Origin of the sequence: Escherichia sp. WS547, from assembly GCF_046486065.1 — a bacterium.
GTDB classification, from domain to species: domain Bacteria; phylum Pseudomonadota; class Gammaproteobacteria; order Enterobacterales; family Enterobacteriaceae; genus Escherichia; species Escherichia coli.
In genome coordinates, this window is the sequence record NZ_JBJQMA010000006.1 from 161,701 (window position 1) to 178,687 (window position 16,987).

17 protein-coding genes and 2 pseudogenes are annotated in these 16,987 nt (G+C 47.4%); 4 read left to right on the plus strand and 15 right to left on the minus strand.

Annotated elements, in window-relative coordinates:
* The first annotated feature begins 52 nt into the window (after window positions 1-52).
* Both bioA and ACJHWK_RS07715 read left to right on the plus strand, forming a co-directional pair.
* A complete protein-coding gene (gene bioA / locus ACJHWK_RS07710) occupies window positions 53-1,342 on the plus strand; it encodes an adenosylmethionine--8-amino-7-oxononanoate transaminase (RefSeq protein WP_001309367.1) in 1,290 nt (429 codons plus the stop codon).
* Between the two features lie 58 nt (window positions 1,343-1,400).
* Window positions 1,401-1,877: a kinase inhibitor gene (locus ACJHWK_RS07715; RefSeq protein ID WP_000767391.1), complete on the plus strand. Its 477-nt coding sequence runs from the start codon at window positions 1,401-1,403 to the stop codon at window positions 1,875-1,877.
* A gap of 363 nt (window positions 1,878-2,240) precedes the next feature.
* On the opposite strand, the gene ACJHWK_RS07720 is transcribed toward ACJHWK_RS07715, so the two are convergent.
* On the minus strand, window positions 2,241-3,365 hold the full coding sequence (locus ACJHWK_RS07720; protein WP_000783990.1) for an acyltransferase family protein: 1,125 nt from the start codon (window positions 3,363-3,365) through the stop codon (window positions 2,241-2,243).
* On the minus strand, window positions 3,365-5,284 hold the full coding sequence (locus tag ACJHWK_RS07725; protein WP_170886149.1) for a phage head-binding domain-containing protein: 1,920 nt from the start codon (window positions 5,282-5,284) through the stop codon (window positions 3,365-3,367). Before ACJHWK_RS07725 ends, ACJHWK_RS07720 begins: the two co-directional genes overlap by 1 nt.
* Before the next feature lie 121 nt (window positions 5,285-5,405).
* Between ACJHWK_RS07725 and ACJHWK_RS07730 the strand changes: the two genes are divergently transcribed.
* Together ACJHWK_RS07730 and ACJHWK_RS07735 are read left to right on the plus strand one after the other, a co-directional pair.
* Window positions 5,406-5,672, plus strand: a complete 267-nt coding sequence (locus ACJHWK_RS07730) for an Arc family DNA-binding protein (protein ID WP_000287054.1) — start codon at window positions 5,406-5,408, stop codon at window positions 5,670-5,672.
* A gap of 70 nt (window positions 5,673-5,742) precedes the next feature.
* On the plus strand, window positions 5,743-6,228 hold the full coding sequence (locus ACJHWK_RS07735; protein WP_170886148.1) for a hypothetical protein: 486 nt from the start codon (window positions 5,743-5,745) through the stop codon (window positions 6,226-6,228).
* A 90-nt stretch (window positions 6,229-6,318) separates the two neighbouring features.
* Here the strand turns inward: ACJHWK_RS07735 and ACJHWK_RS07740 are convergent, their stop codons facing one another.
* The 13 genes and pseudogenes from ACJHWK_RS07740 to ACJHWK_RS07800 form a co-directional block, all read right to left on the minus strand.
* Window positions 6,319-8,316 (minus strand): lytic transglycosylase domain-containing protein, encoded by a 1,998-nt coding sequence (locus ACJHWK_RS07740; protein ID WP_170886147.1) that lies wholly within the window; start codon window positions 8,314-8,316, stop codon window positions 6,319-6,321.
* Window positions 8,316-9,617 (minus strand): phage DNA ejection protein, encoded by a 1,302-nt coding sequence (locus ACJHWK_RS07745; protein ID WP_089564551.1) that lies wholly within the window; start codon window positions 9,615-9,617, stop codon window positions 8,316-8,318. Before ACJHWK_RS07745 ends, ACJHWK_RS07740 begins: the two co-directional genes overlap by 1 nt.
* 9 nt (window positions 9,618-9,626) lie before the next feature.
* On the minus strand, window positions 9,627-10,301 hold the full coding sequence (locus ACJHWK_RS07750) for a DNA transfer protein (protein WP_089614335.1): 675 nt from the start codon (window positions 10,299-10,301) through the stop codon (window positions 9,627-9,629).
* Complete coding sequence (locus ACJHWK_RS07755) at window positions 10,276-10,755, minus strand: DUF2824 family protein (RefSeq protein WP_000403515.1); 480 nt, start codon at window positions 10,753-10,755, stop codon at window positions 10,276-10,278. Before ACJHWK_RS07755 ends, ACJHWK_RS07750 begins: the two co-directional genes overlap by 26 nt.
* Complete coding sequence (locus ACJHWK_RS07760) at window positions 10,755-11,603, minus strand: tail needle knob protein (protein WP_410234813.1); 849 nt, start codon at window positions 11,601-11,603, stop codon at window positions 10,755-10,757. Before ACJHWK_RS07760 ends, ACJHWK_RS07755 begins: the two co-directional genes overlap by 1 nt.
* Window positions 11,603-13,021: a packaged DNA stabilization protein gp10 gene (locus ACJHWK_RS07765; protein ID WP_410234814.1), complete on the minus strand. Its 1,419-nt coding sequence runs from the start codon at window positions 13,019-13,021 to the stop codon at window positions 11,603-11,605. Before ACJHWK_RS07765 ends, ACJHWK_RS07760 begins: the two co-directional genes overlap by 1 nt.
* Window positions 12,969-13,553 (minus strand): HNH endonuclease, encoded by a 585-nt coding sequence (locus tag ACJHWK_RS07770; RefSeq protein ID WP_021529421.1) that lies wholly within the window; start codon window positions 13,551-13,553, stop codon window positions 12,969-12,971. Before ACJHWK_RS07770 ends, ACJHWK_RS07765 begins: the two co-directional genes overlap by 53 nt.
* Window positions 13,554-13,601: 48 nt before the next feature.
* Window positions 13,602-13,694 (minus strand): annotated as a pseudogene (locus ACJHWK_RS07775) (packaged DNA stabilization protein); the annotation flags it as partial.
* 8 nt (window positions 13,695-13,702) lie between these two features.
* The gene (locus tag ACJHWK_RS07780; RefSeq protein WP_000246750.1) at window positions 13,703-14,185 is read right to left on the minus strand and encodes a packaged DNA stabilization gp4 family protein; all 483 of its coding nucleotides are present in this window, start codon (window positions 14,183-14,185) and stop codon (window positions 13,703-13,705) included.
* A complete protein-coding gene (locus tag ACJHWK_RS07785; RefSeq protein WP_000375639.1) occupies window positions 14,160-14,345 on the minus strand; it encodes a hypothetical protein in 186 nt (61 codons plus the stop codon). Before ACJHWK_RS07785 ends, ACJHWK_RS07780 begins: the two co-directional genes overlap by 26 nt.
* 42 nt (window positions 14,346-14,387) lie before the next feature.
* On the minus strand, window positions 14,388-15,659 hold the full coding sequence (locus ACJHWK_RS07790) for a P22 phage major capsid protein family protein (RefSeq protein WP_001133481.1): 1,272 nt from the start codon (window positions 15,657-15,659) through the stop codon (window positions 14,388-14,390).
* An 11-nt stretch (window positions 15,660-15,670) separates the two neighbouring features.
* Complete coding sequence (locus ACJHWK_RS07795) at window positions 15,671-16,555, minus strand: hypothetical protein (protein ID WP_000426727.1); 885 nt, start codon at window positions 16,553-16,555, stop codon at window positions 15,671-15,673.
* Window positions 16,556-16,568: 13 nt separating this feature from the next.
* A pseudogene (locus ACJHWK_RS07800) lies at window positions 16,569-16,973 on the minus strand (portal protein); the annotation flags it as partial.
* Between the last annotated feature and the right edge of the window lie 14 nt (window positions 16,974-16,987).

Below are 16,987 nucleotides of genomic sequence, written 5' to 3' on the forward strand. Positions count from 1 at the left end.
TCGGTGTAGACTCGTAAACCTAAATCTTTTCAATTTGGTTTACAAGTCGATTATGACAACGGACGATCTTGCCTTTGACCAACGCCATATCTGGCACCCCTACACATCCATGACCTCCCCGCTGCCGGTTTATCCGGTGGCGAGCGCCGAAGGTTGCGAGCTAATTTTGTCTGACGGCAGACGCCTGGTTGACGGTATGTCGTCCTGGTGGGCGGCGATCCACGGTTACAATCACCCGCAGCTTAATGCGGCGATGAAGTCGCAAATTGATGCCATGTCGCATGTGATGTTTGGCGGTATCACTCATGCGCCAGCCATTGAGCTGTGCCGCAAACTGGTGGCGATGACGCCGCAACCGCTGGAATGCGTTTTTCTCGCGGACTCCGGCTCCGTAGCGGTAGAAGTGGCGATGAAAATGGCGTTGCAGTACTGGCAGGCCAAAGGCGAAGCGCGCCAGCGTTTTCTGACCTTCCGCAATGGTTATCATGGCGATACCTTTGGCGCGATGTCGGTGTGCGATCCGGACAACTCAATGCACAGCCTGTGGAAAGGCTATCTGCCAGAAAACTTGTTTGCTCCCGCCCCGCAAAGCCGCATGGATGGTGAATGGGATGAGCGCGATATGGTGGGCTTTGCCCGCCTGATGGCGGCGCATCGTCATGAAATCGCGGCGGTGATCATTGAACCGATTGTCCAGGGCGCAGGCGGGATGCGCATCTACCATCCGGAATGGTTAAAACGAATCCGCAAAATGTGCGATCGCGAAGGTATCTTGCTGATTGCCGACGAGATCGCCACCGGATTTGGTCGTACTGGCAAACTGTTTGCCTGTGAACATGCAGATATCGCGCCGGACATTTTGTGCCTCGGTAAAGCCTTAACCGGCGGTACAATGACCCTTTCCGCCACACTCACCACGCGCGAGGTTGCGGAAACCATCAGTAACGGCGAAGCCGGTTGCTTTATGCATGGGCCAACTTTTATGGGCAATCCGCTAGCCTGCGCGGCAGCAAACGCCAGCCTGGCGATTCTCGAATCTGGCGACTGGCAGCAGCAGGTGGTGGCTATTGAAGTACAACTGCGCGAGCAACTGGCACCAGCCCGTGATGCCAAAATGGTTGCCGATGTGCGCGTGCTAGGGGCCATTGGCGTGGTCGAAACCACTCGTCCGGTGAATATGGCAGCGCTGCAAAAATTCTTTGTCGAACAGGGTGTCTGGATACGACCATTTGGCAAACTGATTTACCTGATGCCGCCCTATATTATTCTCCCGCAACAGTTGCAGCGTCTGACCGCAGCGGTTAATCGTGCGGTGCAGGATGAAACATTTTTTTGCCAATAACGGGAAGTCAGCGTGAGGGTTTCTGGCTGCACTTTCTGCAAACTAGAAAGGAGGGTTCATGAAACTCATCAGTAATGATCTGCGCGATGGCGATAAGTTGCCACATCGTCATGTCTTTAACGGCATGGGTTACGATGGCGATAATATTTCACCGCATCTGGCGTGGGATGATGTTCCTGCGGGAACGAAAAGTTTTGTCGTCACCTGCTACGACCCGGATGCGCCAACCGGCTCCGGCTGGTGGCACTGGGTCGTTGTTAATTTACCCGCTGATACCCGCGTATTACCGCAAGGGTTTGGCTCTGGTCTGGTAGCAATGCCAGACGGCGTTTTGCAGACGCGTACCGACTTTGGTAAAACCGGGTACGATGGTGCAGCGCCGCCGAAAGGCGAAACCCATCGCTACATTTTTACCGTTCACGCGCTGGATGTAGAACGTATTGATGTCGATGAAGGTGCCAGCGGCGCGATGGTCGGGTTTAACGTCCATTTCCACTCTCTGGCAAGCGCCTCGATTACTGCGATGTTTAGTTAATCACTCTGCCAGATGGCGCTATGCCATCTGGTATCACTTAAAGGTATTAAAAACAACTTTTTGTCTTTTTACCTTCCCGTTTCGCTCAAGTTAGTATAAAAAAGCTGAACGTGAAACAGTAAAAGCCAATAATATCAATGTGTTAAAATACATTTAGTCTAAAAAATAGACTGCATGATACTGCAAAACACAACATATCCAGTCACTATGAATCAACTACTTAGATGGTATTAGTGACCTGTAACAGAGTATTAGCGCAAGGTGATTTTTTGTCTTCTTGCGCTAATTTTTTGTCAACGCACTGGGTTAGTTGAATTTACAACCATGCTCAGTTTGGTGATCTCTTTAGGTCGATTGTTATGGTTATGCTCTGCTTGATTCAGTGATTTTGGAATCCTGCATTTTAGTAATCATACCCATAATTTTATGCCTAAGCTTTTCCATTGGGTTTTCGATTAGATAAAAACTTACCGCCCCAACTAAGATTGATGCTACCATCGTTGCTATATACATATAGAAACTGATTCCTACGTACCACACACCCATTGCTAGAATCAGGAAGTGCCATAGGTATATAGAGAAGCTCCATTTACCAATGTAAGACATTAACGGTGTTGACAGAGCCCAAGCAAATACACCTTCTCCATAGCTCATTAGCAGAACAATGAGTCCAAATATTGGCGCATAGAAAATAAATTTGTTGAGAACCCATCCATCAGTAAACCCACCAGTTAACTTCCACATAACTTTAGGCAGTGCAATAAGCATTGATACAATAAAGAACAGGAAGGCTATATCAGACAACTCTTGACCAATTTTAAGGAAATTATCGTGATAGAGAAATGCTGCAATCATTCCGCAAGCAAACAGTGGGAAATACCACATCACCATTCCGCCATACGCACTATCCATCGCAGGGTACAATCCCTGTAGCAATACAGCCAGTGCGAAAATAAGGAATGCCGCTGCTTTTCCATTGTACACTTTTTGAATTGCGACACCAGCATACGCAAAGAATGGAAGTATGAAGTAGAATTTATACTCAATTGGTATTGTCCAGAAATGAAGCACGGCCTCTTTCATCGTTATGATTGAGATTGCCGTATTCAAATCAAAATACCCAAAATATGAATACACGAGAACAGCTATTGCGAACACCGGAAGGATTCTCATTGTTCTTCCAAGGAAATAACTTAAAAGAGACCGCCAGGAAAATCCGGTAGAAATAAATCTACTGGTTAGCAAAAATGCGCTGAGAACAAAGAATATCCAAACGCCAAACTGTGAACTTCCACCAAGCATAACCTCATACTCATGAAAATATATTCCTGTAGCGTGGGCTATTATTACAAGGAATACCGCTATTGCCCTTAGTCCATCAAGAGACTTGATTTTACCTTTCATTTCTTTCCCAGATATGGAGTGAACATCTGCGAAAATGTAGCACATTTCAAGGTAAACAAGAAGCGCATCCATGCGCATTTTCATCACCCTGCCTTGGTGTATGTCCAGTTAAATGTTGTTGTTCCCTGGCTTGTGATGGTTACAATCCTTCCTGTCACTGTAAATGATATCAACCCTCCTGACTTAAGCGGAGTTAAAGTAAGTGTTGTTCCGTCCCACATGGCAAGCTGAAGCGAAGAGAAATTTGTTCCACTGCTTTCTGCCCAAACGCTTATCAGGTACATCCCTTGGCTATTTGGCAGTTCAAACAACGTAGTTGCTACGTTAGCTGTAACAGCCTGAGTTCCTTTCGCTGTGTACACTGCTGGCAACTGATTACCTGCAGAGCTTCGTGATTCAACATATGAGCCTGAAGTTTGCGTCCCAGTTAATGAGCAGTCAGTAAATACTCCATTCCCTGTGCTGTAAGTTGATATTACAGGAGTCCCACCAGTCGGAGCCTTAAACCGGCATCCCTCAGCAATTATTTTTGCTGTTGAGTCTGTCAGCAATGTGTTTGGGTATCCAGAGCCAGTGTAGGTTATTGATTCGCTATCAAGGAAGCTATCGGTACTTGATTTTATGTTAACAATGCTTGTGCCTGTTGCAAAGATAAATGCTGCTGTCCCACTCCCCGTTGTTTGCATTGAGTTTCCATGCCCGGCCAATCCTGATATATGGGCAATAGTATCATTAAGTTTTATATACGACGCAGTAATTCCATTTGTATTTTTTATTATATTAGACTCACCATCATACCCTGTAATAGTAAGACACTTACATCCAGAAAAATATAACCCTGAGGAATCAAATGTATATTGCGACCCGTCAACTGTGATCTGGTCTCCTGCACAGTTTATTAGCTGAGGAGACAGGCAATTTACAACATACCATGCCTGTGCTGCATCCAGCACATAACATGTATCCCACTGTATTGTCGTTCCGTTCGCCTTATAGAAACCATGCGCAACTCTCCTCGCCCATACCTGGGTATACTTTGTTAGGTAATTTCCAGAGTCATCATATATGGCCCACCATGCACCATCAACCTCAACATTTTTAATGTGCATAACGCCTGGTGAAGTAGTTCCTCCATCAATTAGAATGCCAATTTTACCATCATTGTCAGTAGGTGATGTAGGGCGTCCTCCATCGTAAAAAATATAGACATTTTCAATATTTATTGTATTAAACGCTGCGTGGTAATGGAAACAAGGTATATTTCCTATTACTGCTATGAAAGTTTCCGGCCTATTTATGTTGCTGTTTGTTTCGCCATTTATTGTGCAGTTTGAATTCATCTCTATCGTTGCATTTACGAAGTAAGTTCCAGATGTCAATAATACATTCCGCCCTGTATTAATTGCGGCCTGTATGCCTGCATAGTCAAGAGACTGAGTTAGTGATGTTACGAATGGATAAACAGCCTGCGCCGCTGATAGTGTGGAGAATTTCTCGCTGAGTGGATGCAGAGTTCCGTCAGCTGTTGCACCGAAATCCTTGGCTGAAATGAAGTTGGTATTTTTATCATGTTGAGTTAAAGCTATTGAGCCGATATATGGCTGCTTAACTGCAACTAGTGCGTCACCCATTCCATCAGCATCGCTTTCTAACTGCTGCTTAAACTGATCAGGGTCATACTTCAGCACATTCGGAAAATAGAATTGCTGAGAACCATACGCATCATAAACAGCCATAGAATGGCCTTGCACGGTAACGAATTTGGCAATCTGTCCGTTATATACCGGATACCCGCCAGCGTTAATGATGATTGGTTGCGAAACAGGAACGTGAGAACCGTCTTCGTTCTCCACATAAACCTGAATCTGGTTTTCAGGATTTACCGGGTCAGTGTCAATTTTACCGATATAAATTTTGCCATTGGCTACGGCTTTAAAAGAACGCGCCATAGTGAAGAGTTGCGAAGGCATGCTTACCACAACATTTGCGGTGATATCTGACATTTCATTGCTCCAGACGAATGATATGATGCAACCATGATGTGATTGCATACCGAAATGGTACTATTGAGTATTTATCCAGTAGGTTACGATGCCATTCCACCCAACTGGTGAGGCATCAAGGATGTACAGCAAATACGACGAGGCGCAGTTTCACTTGAGACTTCCGCATGAACTCCACGCGAAAATTAAGCAGCGTGCGAAGATGAATAACAGATCGCTGAACTCAGAGATAATTGCAGCGATTGAAGAATCGTTGGCTAAACAAAGCTCTGCATCCGTTTACATTGACGATGCAGAGCGTATGGCAGAACAACAATCTGATATGGTTAAGAAAATTGTCTTTGATACGCTTAAGACCATGTATAGCAATAATAAAAAGGAAACATAGCAATCTAGTTTCCGGCTAAAATGGCATTGCCTTCATGATATCCTGTGAAAAACTAAGGAGAGTTAACCATATGAAAAAATCATTGTTAATTATCCCGCTTCTGCTGGCTGGATGCGCAAAAGTAAGTGACTATCAAGCAAGTTGCGAACAACGCTATCCAAAGCTTAGCGATATGGCTAATTGCCTTGATGCCAGTGTGAAGAACGACTCACGCATGGCATCTGCACCAACACCTAAGCTGTATGTCCTTGCTGCGAAGATGCTCGGGCAAGGTGTCGATGAAGGCAAGATAAGTGACGCACAGGCAAGACTTGAGCTTCAGAATCTTTATGTTCAATTACAAAGCCAAGAACAAGCCCAACAAATAGCACAAAGCCAAGCATTTCAGCAGGCTTTATTGAATTATCAGGCTGTAAACACAATGCAAGCGATCGAGCAAAAAGCGAGACAGCCTGTTATAACTCAACCCTATCCAACACGAGTTGACACTTACACAAACTGCAATCCAGGGTTTGGAAATACAGTCACATGCAACAGTAGCAGTAACATCAGATAACAATCAGCAAAGGTATCGCCTATGCAGAGGGATACGATAAACCTCGCGTTCTACATATTTGGTTTTTGCACGTTCCTGGTGTTTGAAAAGCTATTCTGACAACGCATCAGACTTAGCCCCCTGCGTCATAGCGTTAATTGCCTTTTGTGCCTGCTGCATGGCTTTCTCAAACGCTGTTGATCCGCGTGGGGTGTTTGCCATTCGGAGCATTGCATTTCTGAATGGCTCGCTCTCATAGGCGCGAGTAAGAAGTCCGTAGCTTACTGCTGCGCCAGTTGTCGCCGGGTTCATTGCCGTCCCATATCCGATAATGAACGGGATGGTTTGCTGCCCTGTTGGTGTTGTTACTGCCGCTTTTGCAGCCTGTTGCGTGGATTGCAGGTAGTTTTTCAATCCTTTCAGATAAGCGGCTTCCTGACCTTTAAATGTGATGCCAGTCTGGTTTTGCAGGATGTTAAGCTGCCGAAGGAACTGGTCAGGGGATCCGCCAGATTTCTCCATCGCCTTTCCAATGATGCCATTGCGCATTTGCGCTCTGCCAACACGACCAACTGAGTTATACAGCGTCTTAATTTCCGATTTGTTCTTGCTGAATAGCATGTTGTTGACAACTTCCGGCGTCAGGTCGCCTTTCATGAGAACATTCTTCATCCTGGTATTCTTTAGTTTCGCTGCTTCGTCAGCGTATACGGCATTGGCCTGCTGATATTTACGGAGAGTATCGTTGCCAAGATTCTGACCAATGGCACCATTGATATCGTCTGTCATCGCCTTGTAAACTCGCTGAATGGCAGCATCGGAACGGTTTGGTAACACTGGTCGCTCACCCTTCACGTCCATTCTGAACTGGCTGCGCAGGTCGCTTAATTGCTTCAAATCCAGATTTACCGGACCATCAGGACCAGCATTGCGAACAAGCTCATCACGATAGGATTGAAGTTTTGAAATAGTCTCGTTATCAGCAACCTTACCAAGCTTCTGCAGGTTAGATATTTCTGTATCAATCTGCTGAATTGCTCGCGCAGGCTGAATGTTTACTCCAGCCATAGCATTCTGAACCTGCTCCAGTCGATTACCGGCAGCGCGACGAATTCCTGATGTTTTCGCTTTAAGGCTGTCAATAATAACCGCTGGATCATACTCACCGAATTTATCAGCAAATCTCTGCACCAACTGGCTTCTCGCTTCCTGTTGCGTTGCTCTCATTCCGCTTGTGCCAGCCAGGGGGATATTTTCTGCTGTAGTCTGCGCCATTTTTCCGACGCGGGAAGTTGGTTGTAACAGGTCTGTGGTGTGCAGAGGAACTCCTTCACGCTCTGCAAATCTGATAGCCTGCTGCGCTTCTGGCGCGATAGCACCACGAACGCCACGATAAGCAGCACCTAATCCACGTCCGGCAGCGTTAATAGCACCGCCAGCAAGTACACCAACGCCTAAATCGGTGGCGAGTGCTTCCGCATCATCTTTCGCACTATTTGCAGCAAGTGATCCAACTGCGTTTTCTGCTATAAGGCGGGTTGCCCCCTGAGCAATTCGACCAGCAAGTGTTGGTGCCTGTGCTGCCGCTCTCTCAACGCCAGCAGGAGTGAGGTAAGGCAATGCTTCAGCAAATACCCTTCCCTCTGTCGTTTGTGGAGTCAGCGCACCTTGCTGAAGGCCAAAGTCCTGCTCTAATCCCTGCGTTGTTACTCGTGGCGCTGGGTGATATGTCCCATCGCCAATGCCGAGTTTACCGCCAGCCCATGCAGCCGCACTTGTTACAGCATCGGCAACTGATGCAGGTATGTTTGCCACGTTCACGCCAGCCTGCACCAGTCCGCGACCAGTCTCTTTTACTGCTTCGCCAAGATCAGACATAAATCCACTTTGCTGTGGTTGTTGCTGTGCTACTGGTTGCTGTGTCTCCACTTGCTGCACAGATGGCAATGGATAGGCAGCATAGAAAGCTTGCTTAGCCTGCTCTGCATTTTCTCCGGCTTGCGGGGCCACGACTTCATTGAAGTATTGCTCCTGAGCCTGCGCTTTTTGTTCTGGTGCTAACGCCTGATACTGTGGAGAGGCGATAACATCTTTCCATGCTTTAGCCATTAATCACCCCATAGTGAAGAAAAGTTACTGCCAGTAGTAGATTGTTGCCCTGGCATATTCTGTACCGGCTCCTGATAATCAAACTGTTTTTTAACAGTGCTCAACTTGCTTTCAAGCTGATTTCTAATCTTTCCGATAGAGTCACGAAAAGCCTTTTCACTCATTTTGGGGCTTAGGGCACCAACCGCATCGGATAATTTTTTACCCTCAGCATCTGAAAGAGCACCCATACCCTTCAGGGACTGCACCATAGGGAGGAAAGTTTGAGCTTTAAAGGTGTCGAGTCTTGCTTCAAAGTTAGCCGCATCAGATCCAGGAACTGTCGGAAACGCTGAGCGAATGCCTACTGCTTTTGAAAGGCCGGGGCTTTGCTCTATCTCGTTGAGAGAATCAAGCGCAGTGCTGAACGTATCAACAGCGCCCTGAGCGGCGGCCTGTCTGTCAGCACGAGCTATTTCAGCCTTTTGCCGAACATCTGCCTGTTTCTGCTTTAGCTCTTCAAGCTTTAACTGATTGCTTTCTCTGGCTATCTGTCTGTCAAGAGCCTTTTCTTGTAATTCTGCTCTTTGTATTTCGCGGGAAAGAGCAGCATTCTGTGCGCTGATGTTCTGTCCACGTATCTGGATGTCCTGACCACGCGCTGTTAGTGCTTCTCCAGCCTGATTGCTACGGATTGTCTCTGCCAGCCTGCCTCGGTCAATTTCACGACCATCCATCTTGTCCTGAACATTGAAGTAATCAATCGGACCAAGAGCAGCCATCCCAAGGTGATCAACAAACTCACCAAATCCTGAAGGATTCTGCTGATACATCTGAGCAACGCTGTTAGGGTCAACACCGACGCGCGCCAGTTCCTTGGCGTTGTTTTGCAGCCATGATTGCATTGCTTCTGGAGACGAGGCCGCAAGGCGTGCGCCAGCCGCTAAGGTGCCGATAGAATTGCGCTGGTCTTCGTCTGCCCACTTCATACCAGACTGAATCTTCTCTAATTGACCAGGGTATTTGGTCATCAGATCTCGCACCTGCTGTCGATCACCTGACTGGATGGCTGCCGCATATTCTTTTTGGAATGCAGCATCCGCTTCCTGTTGCTTTGCAGCTTGATATGTTTGAGCGACACTACCAAGTCCCTGCAACGCCTGAAGGCCGATGTTATTGCGACCTGAACGCTCCATTTCGTTGTTCTGGCGAATATAGGCCAACGCCTCACTTACATCACTTGCCTTTGGCGCATTTGAGTTTTGTCCACCGATACCAGCAAGAAAACCGCCTGAGTTGATTCCTTGTTGCCAAGTAGCCATATTCCCACCTTAAAACAATGATCCAAGACCACCGATAATGCCGCCACCAATAGCGCCAACAGCCGTACCTATTCCTGGCACCACAGAGCCAATCATCGCCCCTGATGCCGCACCGCTCATGGCACCTCCCAAGGCTGATTGCAGTCCTGATGGTCGGTTAGCATTAGCCGCAGATGCTGCCGCCTGCTGTTGATACAATTGGCTGACGTTGTTAGCGTAGTTCTGTCCGGCATTTGCCTGACCTGTAAGAGCACCAAGGCCGATATTTGCCAGATTGTTGTAGTTGTTCATCTGACCTGACAGCCAGTTTTGACCGAGTGTAGGTGCGATTGCTGCTAACTGGTTTCCTGTTGCTGTAGAGCCTAATCCACCCGTTGCCTCTGCTGCCGCCAGACTCTGGTAACGAGCCTGCCCTGCAAGGTCTTTGTACTGCTGGGAGTTGTAATACTGGTTAAGTGCCTGCCCTTGCCCCTGAAGTGAGGAAAGATTCTGCAACTGTGATACATACTGCTGAGCGAGTGGCGTAAACGGTGCAAGGTTTTGCATGTTCGTTTGCCACATTTCACGCTGCAATTCGATACCTTTTTCAGTTGCGCGTGCCTGGGCTTTTGAACCGCCATCACTGCCACCTTTGCAGTAAACAACTTTGCTGAGGTGCTTATTGGCAATCTGGAAAATTAACATTCTTTAGCTCCTCGTATTTTGAGCGCGGTAACTGATAAATCGTGATGCCTACAGGCTTTCCATTGCTGGTATAAGCATCATCAAGGTGACCAACACGGGTAGCGCCAAGCAAACGGATAATTGCCCGTCCGTATTTCGTGGTGTCAGGAACCATAGTGATGCTGTTAAGGAATGGTGAGTTTTCGAGAAGCCATTTGCAGAATAATCGATGCCCTTGCAGTGCATATTCACCACGGAATCCGGGGTCGTACACCGCATGGCATTCAACAACGCTATGCCAGAAGTTACGCACTTCATGAACGCCAGCCAGCACTAATCCTTCGTAGATGCCGAGGTATACCGCATCAGGCTTGATGTAGTATTTATCTCCACTGTCTACGATATTTCCCGTGTTTGCCGGGTTGTTGAGGAATTCTGCAAGCTTCACCGGATTATCGATGAGCTTTATTTCCATCACTGCTCCGCAATGATTTTGATGGTTGTGGCAGTAAACGCCGCCCCATTTGACTGAATGGTTAACGTACTGCCATTTGTGGCAAGAAAGCCGTCTTTATCCACGCTGAAGAATGTAGCTAACAGGATGTTGTCGGTTGTTGTCGCCGCATTACGACTGCTGACCAGTGTGTCAGGAACAGAGCCGGAAAAGGTTAGCTGCATTGATCTGTTGGTGGTTCCGCTGGGCCACGTCCCGACAATCGACAGCTTGAAGAACAAGGTTTTGTTCTCGTTGAACACAACCATCTTGTTGTTAACGGTGTCGAAGAATGGTGCCAACGTGCCGGATGACGGCGTGAGCGTTTTCAGCAGGCTAACAAGGTTGGTCGGCGCTGTCGGGATGGTTACAGATACGCCAGAGTAAACAACCTCTGACTTCTTGCGAGTAGTGGCATACTCCAGAGCATCGATGCGCGTTTCATGGTCTGAAAGCGTGTTTTGAATGGCGACAACTTCATCCGTCAGGTAATCAATATCGTTTTCTGCTGTCGTTAATCGTGAATCAAGGCCGACTATCGCCGCTTCTGCGTTAGTGATCCTTGTTTCGTGGTCCTGAATCTTAGTTTCAGCTGATGCCAGTCGAATTTCGTGATCGACAAGAATCACATCCTGCTCATCGTTCCTGACTTGTGCGTCATAAGCGCCCTGTCCGGCCTCGTTGGCTTTGTTAGCCACGTTACCAACATCAGTGCCCTGTGCGATAACGTAAAGCAGATACGACTGCGAGAAGATATTGCGTGGAAGGACTGATGTGTCGAGCCGTGTAGCCTGAATGATTACCGGCACATTGAGATTCGAATCCGCCATTACTCAATCCTTATCTGAGCGCCAGACAGAGTGACAGGTGACTTCGTGATAACGCGCAATTTGAAGCCGACATTTTTCCTGATGCGTCCGACACGCTTCCACAAAACGCGTTTGTCGTAAACGAACGGTTCATTCTGCTCAATCATCTGCTCACGACCGTAATTGATGCCGTCAGTGGTTGCAGAGAGGAACAGGCGGTCAGCATACTGCGCAACACCAGTCGATGATTCCACCTCCAGATCAAAGCATCTGGCGTTATCCGCTTTGAACAACGGAGTAAACAGCAGGTGTTCCTGCTGCTTGTCGTACTGGCTGCTGATATCGAACTGTAATTTCCCGGTCACGGATTCCAGCTTATCGCCGCACGTTATCTGATTGCCTTCGTAAATGAAGTCGATAGCGCGGTACACATCGTCATACAGTCCTGTTTTCAGTACGCACCATTGCGGACCATTGGCGCTTGAAGATGCGTCGTACACGAGAACATGGCGCGGAAGGTGGATAATCAGCAACTCATGAGCATCAAATCGCAGCGATTCCATCACACCATCAGCCAGCTCATCAGCAGTGTAGGAGCGGAGTATTTTCTCAATGCTCGCGCTGGCGATTGGTGATACCTGACCGGAACCGATGATGTACACAGACGGCGCACCTGTTGCCGGATTGCTGATGAACGCATAAGAATCAGCGAATGGCGTTTTGCAGTAAGTCCCGGCAATGCCTTTCTGCACCATCAGCGATGGCTGTGCGACATACAGAGCAGCACCAACGGTGGTTGCACCAGTCAGGGAGAAATATTCAATCGTCGATGAACCAAAGCAGACGATGAAGTCTCGCCATGTTCCGATGCCGATAATACCGTCAGGCTGAGACTCAGCACGATATTGTGCGCTGTATCGGTCAGGATGTGATTCGTCTTCAAGGTCAGTGATAAACCATGAATCAGTGCCGTCTTTTGACCACGCATAACGCCCACGTAAGCGCGTAATATCGCGGACTGAGCCTAACTCATACTGAGTGAATCCGCTGTCTGTAGGCCAGTTTGAGACTGTTTTAACTGTGCCATCATAGCGGTATTCGACCAGTTGCCCGTTAACACCTACCGCCTGTGATGTCCGACCATGTGCCATTGATACGCGACCACTTCCGGCAACGTCACCGACTTCACTTTCGCCTTTGTAGAGCTTGCCACCACACACGCGATAAACAGCATTCTGCGCCATGTTGTACTCGACGCCGCGCGATACGCCGTTCACATCAGAACGTTTGGCAATGCCCGGGAATGAGCGAAGATATCCCGATGAATTCAACACCTCCTTGGGCGTAGCTAAAAGATTGACTGGAAGTTGGTCTATATAATCAGCATTAACCGCACTTTTCCCTAATCCCTTCATTAGTGGTAGTTGTTGTATTGCCATTGGAATCAACCTTTATATGAACCCAGTTAGCATCACGCTTTAGCCTACTTGCCCAAGTCTTAGATATCCCGTACTTAGCCGCAATTACTGACAAGCTTTCTTTTGATGACTTGATTGCAAGAACATCGTCATCACTCAACTTGTGTTTTGGGTGCTTGGTTCCGAAAAACTTGATTGGTTTCTTTAATCCTGTGGCGTATGCATGTTTGATGTTTTCGCTTTGAGTGCACCACTCAAGATTATTGACGTTATTATTGAGTGGATTGCCATCAATATGATTTACCTGAGGCTTGTTTTCAGGATTTGGCAGGAATGTCATTGCAACGATTCGATGGGCAAAAGTCCATTTTGCTCCGATATTATAAAGCACCCTTCCCTGATTTATTTTAGGCTTTAACCAGCGCCCCTTTCTGAGTTGCGTGCTGCCATGCGCAGCCTTAACAACACGTGAGTGAGAATACACCCTGCCATCTTCTGTTACGGCATAAACACCTTCAAATCCAGGTATATCTTTAGCATTCTCAGAAAGCATATCTACTCCTTAAAGTTTCGATTTTTCATGTACTTATTATATCAAAATTGCCAACATATTCACTGGCAGATAGTCGATATAGTCGGCGTTTCTAAAGTCTTTGCCGACACCTTTCATAAGCGGAAGTTGCTGAATAGGCATTTATTCACCTATGCGTTTGGGATATCGCCATCAATCAGAGGGAGATCGCCTGGATAATATCGGTCAGATGTGAACACGTCATATTTATTACCCTGCCCTACAGGAAAATCTCCACGTCGTCGCATTGAAGGAACAACCAGAGTGTCGGTCATCAAGGCATCATATGAGCGTTGGGCGTTACTGAGAACTTGCGGAGTTGGTTCAAGGCTGTAATCAGATAGCATTCTCAGCAATAACTGATAGCCTACTGCGTGTTTGTATTTTCTTGGAAGACCTGACTCATCATCTGGTAATGGCTGCTCATCTCCAGTTGCGAAAGCGTAACCAATGTCGCCGGGGTTAATCATCCACTCGGACATCATATCTTCCAGATCATTTACACCATCTTCAATTGATTGCGGCTCAACATCAGTAAGCGATGCATTAGAAGCAATAGCAAACTTACGAAGCGCAAAAAGGACGATCTCACCCTTTGTCAGTACTGTTGCCATTGTCCGCCGCCTTACGACCTCGCTTACTGGTCGGTTTCAATTCATCAACTGAGGCAACAAAGCCCAACCTTTCGAAAAACTGGAAGTCTTTTTCTGCGATAACGGCCTGTACATGCCCGGATTCGTTATCTGCGGCAAGGAATACACTCATCCGATCCATATTGTTTCCTTAAAACATAAAAGGGGCGTAAGCCCCTTGTTATTACGGATTACCGAAGAACTGACCGCCCATGTGAGGGTTAAAGCACACATATGCAGGCAGTAAGTCGAAGCGCATTTTTTGCACGTTGGCATCGCCATCTGCGTATTTATGTACGCGGATGGAGAAACCTTCATATGTTGCAACAGCAGAATCAATACTGTGCAGTTTCGGCAGTGGGATAGAGCCAAGTCCACAGAAGAACTTGTTATAGAACAGGTTTGGCTTCATTGTCTGGCTAGCAGTGCCTACTACAGATACGGCATCGCCTGCCTCTACCTGACGACTTACAGAGTTGTACTGCGGGTTTGTAGTGTCATAAATCGGAACACCAGAAAGCGTAACCGTCACATCGCCACTGCTGTCTGAATTAGCATCAGCAGTAACCGTTGCAGTGAAGCTAATTGGTGTGGCTCCGTTATACAACGCCTGTTTGGTCTGCTGTTGCAGCCAGTAGGTATTGGTGAATTTGACCTGATCACCAGCTTTCAGAAAACCTGTAACGCTGGCTGTCGCTCCGGTCAATGTTACAGTGAACTGGTATGAGTCTTTAACTGCGTTATAGGTAACAGTTGGCTGTGTTTTGACTGTCAGTGTTCCGCCAAATGCCCCCTGCGTACGAGAGGCAAGCCCATTAGACATCAGTGCGCGAATGCCGCCAAAATTGGTTGGGATCTGTGCGTTCTCCCATGCAGTACGAACCAATTGATCTGAAGCATGCAAACCAGTCTGCGCATCAGCAAGTCGCTGTGCAGACCATGGATCCATTACAGCATAGTTTTCACCTTCATTAACGCCGAGGTCTTTCAGGAAAGATGCCGTCTGCGCAACATCAGACCATTTGGTGATTGGAGTATTGGGGCTACCAAGTGACAACGCACCGTTATTCATCATGAAGTGAGCAAGCTCTGTTTCAAGGTCGGTAACGATTCGCTGGCGAACCGGCGCGAGAATTTCTTCCAGCTGGTTAAGCTTGATCGCTTCCTCCAGTTGCTGATATTCAACAGCAACAGTGATGTAGTTACCTACACGCCCCGTAGCTTTACCTGAGATCAGGTTGTTTTTATTTTGCCCTGAAATATCACCAGTGGGAGTACGGAGGGATGAGAATTGATGCGGACGTTTAAAGCTAACGCTATCGCCAGTGCTGGAGTTGATTTCACCTGCCAGCAACTGACGGTCTACGGTTTTCGCCAGAACTAAATCTGACATAAAACCCGGAAGGAATTTTTTCAGAACGATTTGACTGACGTTACTGTCGAGATTGTTAGGCATTTATCTTTTCCTTATTCGATTTTTGCGCCGGGGCATAATTTGTTGAATTCGTCTTGTTTCGCATCAGCACCGCCACCACGTACTTCCGGCTCTGGCTTGATGGCTTTCTTTGGTTTTGGAGCAAGGCTTACCTGTTTGCTAATCTGCCCCAAGAGGAATGCTGCGCGAATTGGATCTGTCTCAGCGGCTACACGCTGGCGTAATTGCTGGCTCTTACCTAAGCCATAGGCGAGTAGTTCAGAGCCTTCGTCTGCACAGTGAATGATGATTTCCTGCTGAATTGGTGGTAGCTCACTAAGAACAATGGCTTCCATTTCCTGATAATCTTTCACAGGAAGTTTGGCTGCCCGTTGTTTATGCGCTTCTACCCTTTGCTGGAAACGCTGCTGGTATTCCTGTTGCTGACGTAGTTTTTGTTGCTGCTGCTGTTCGACACGGCCTTTTTTCTCATGCCAATCAGTCAATGCCTGTTCAAACGCCTGTTCGTCATAATCACACGACTCAAGAGTCGGTTTTGGTGGAATAGCGTCTGGTTGTGGTTGCTGATGTTCCGCTGGCTTGGCTAATGCTTCCTCAAGCTGGCGGCGCAACTCACGGTTTTCTTTCTGTGTTTCTTTGAAGCCTTTGCGAAGATCTTTCACCCATTGCGGTGCAGGTTGCCCGTCAATGTGATCATCATCGTCAGCGTTAAGCTGAATTTCTTCATCACCAATACGCAAGGCGTAATCTTCTGGTGTCTCTTCGGTTTTTTCAGGCTGAGTTGCCACCTCTTTACCGTTGTCATCCTGGCTTTCATTCTCAGGCTGTGACTCTGTTTGGATGATGGTTTCTTCTGCATTTTCCTGTGCTTCAGACAGGTCAATAACCTGACCGTCGATGATCAGTTCGTTTTCCATTGATTACTCCTGGTTAACTCGGCATTAAGTCTGCCGGAGACTGTGGTGGTGACTGGAATTGCTGTTGTTGTGACTCGGCGACATCTTTCAGAAGGCGTATTGCCTCCATCACTGCTTTGTCATCGATGTTTCTGGCTTGAGCCAGTTTATAGACAGTGTTTGCCTGACTCTCCATCGCATCCTGCTGGGCAGTAAATGCTTTGATTTGAGTTTGAGCAGTTTCGTTAGTTGCTTTTTGCGCTTCTGCCTGCGCTGCTACCATTTGCGCCTGAGCGAGAACCATTTCAGGATTTGGCTGGCTTTGTGCTGCCATTTGCGCCTGTTGAACAATCTGCTGCTCTTTCTCATTGCGTGGTTTTGCAATGCCAGATATCAGCAGTTGGTTTCGGTTGTACTCTTTGAAGTCATCAAGGCCTTCTGACCTGCCCCCAC

Excerpts from the sequence above, each read along its gene's own strand:
- bioA (WP_001309367.1), top strand. The coding sequence starts at position 53 with ATGACAACGGACGATCTTGCCTTTGACCAACGCCATATCTGGCACCCC.
- ACJHWK_RS07715 (WP_000767391.1), top strand. The coding sequence starts at position 1,401 with ATGAAACTCATCAGTAATGATCTGCGCGATGGCGATAAGTTGCCACAT.
- ACJHWK_RS07720 (WP_000783990.1), bottom strand. The coding sequence starts at position 3,365 with ATGAAAATGCGCATGGATGCGCTTCTTGTTTACCTTGAAATGTGCTAC.
- ACJHWK_RS07725 (WP_170886149.1), bottom strand. The coding sequence starts at position 5,284 with ATGTCAGATATCACCGCAAATGTTGTGGTAAGCATGCCTTCGCAACTC.
- ACJHWK_RS07730 (WP_000287054.1), top strand. The coding sequence starts at position 5,406 with ATGTACAGCAAATACGACGAGGCGCAGTTTCACTTGAGACTTCCGCAT.
- ACJHWK_RS07735 (WP_170886148.1), top strand. The coding sequence starts at position 5,743 with ATGAAAAAATCATTGTTAATTATCCCGCTTCTGCTGGCTGGATGCGCA.
- ACJHWK_RS07740 (WP_170886147.1), bottom strand. The coding sequence starts at position 8,316 with ATGGCTAAAGCATGGAAAGATGTTATCGCCTCTCCACAGTATCAGGCG.
- ACJHWK_RS07745 (WP_089564551.1), bottom strand. The coding sequence starts at position 9,617 with ATGGCTACTTGGCAACAAGGAATCAACTCAGGCGGTTTTCTTGCTGGT.
- ACJHWK_RS07750 (WP_089614335.1), bottom strand. The coding sequence starts at position 10,301 with ATGTTAATTTTCCAGATTGCCAATAAGCACCTCAGCAAAGTTGTTTAC.
- ACJHWK_RS07755 (WP_000403515.1), bottom strand. The coding sequence starts at position 10,755 with ATGGAAATAAAGCTCATCGATAATCCGGTGAAGCTTGCAGAATTCCTC.
- ACJHWK_RS07760 (WP_410234813.1), bottom strand. The coding sequence starts at position 11,603 with ATGGCGGATTCGAATCTCAATGTGCCGGTAATCATTCAGGCTACACGG.
- ACJHWK_RS07765 (WP_410234814.1), bottom strand. The coding sequence starts at position 13,021 with ATGGCAATACAACAACTACCACTAATGAAGGGATTAGGGAAAAGTGCG.
- ACJHWK_RS07770 (WP_021529421.1), bottom strand. The coding sequence starts at position 13,553 with ATGCTTTCTGAGAATGCTAAAGATATACCTGGATTTGAAGGTGTTTAT.
- ACJHWK_RS07780 (WP_000246750.1), bottom strand. The coding sequence starts at position 14,185 with ATGGCAACAGTACTGACAAAGGGTGAGATCGTCCTTTTTGCGCTTCGT.
- ACJHWK_RS07785 (WP_000375639.1), bottom strand. The coding sequence starts at position 14,345 with ATGGATCGGATGAGTGTATTCCTTGCCGCAGATAACGAATCCGGGCAT.
- ACJHWK_RS07790 (WP_001133481.1), bottom strand. The coding sequence starts at position 15,659 with ATGCCTAACAATCTCGACAGTAACGTCAGTCAAATCGTTCTGAAAAAA.
- ACJHWK_RS07795 (WP_000426727.1), bottom strand. The coding sequence starts at position 16,555 with ATGGAAAACGAACTGATCATCGACGGTCAGGTTATTGACCTGTCTGAA.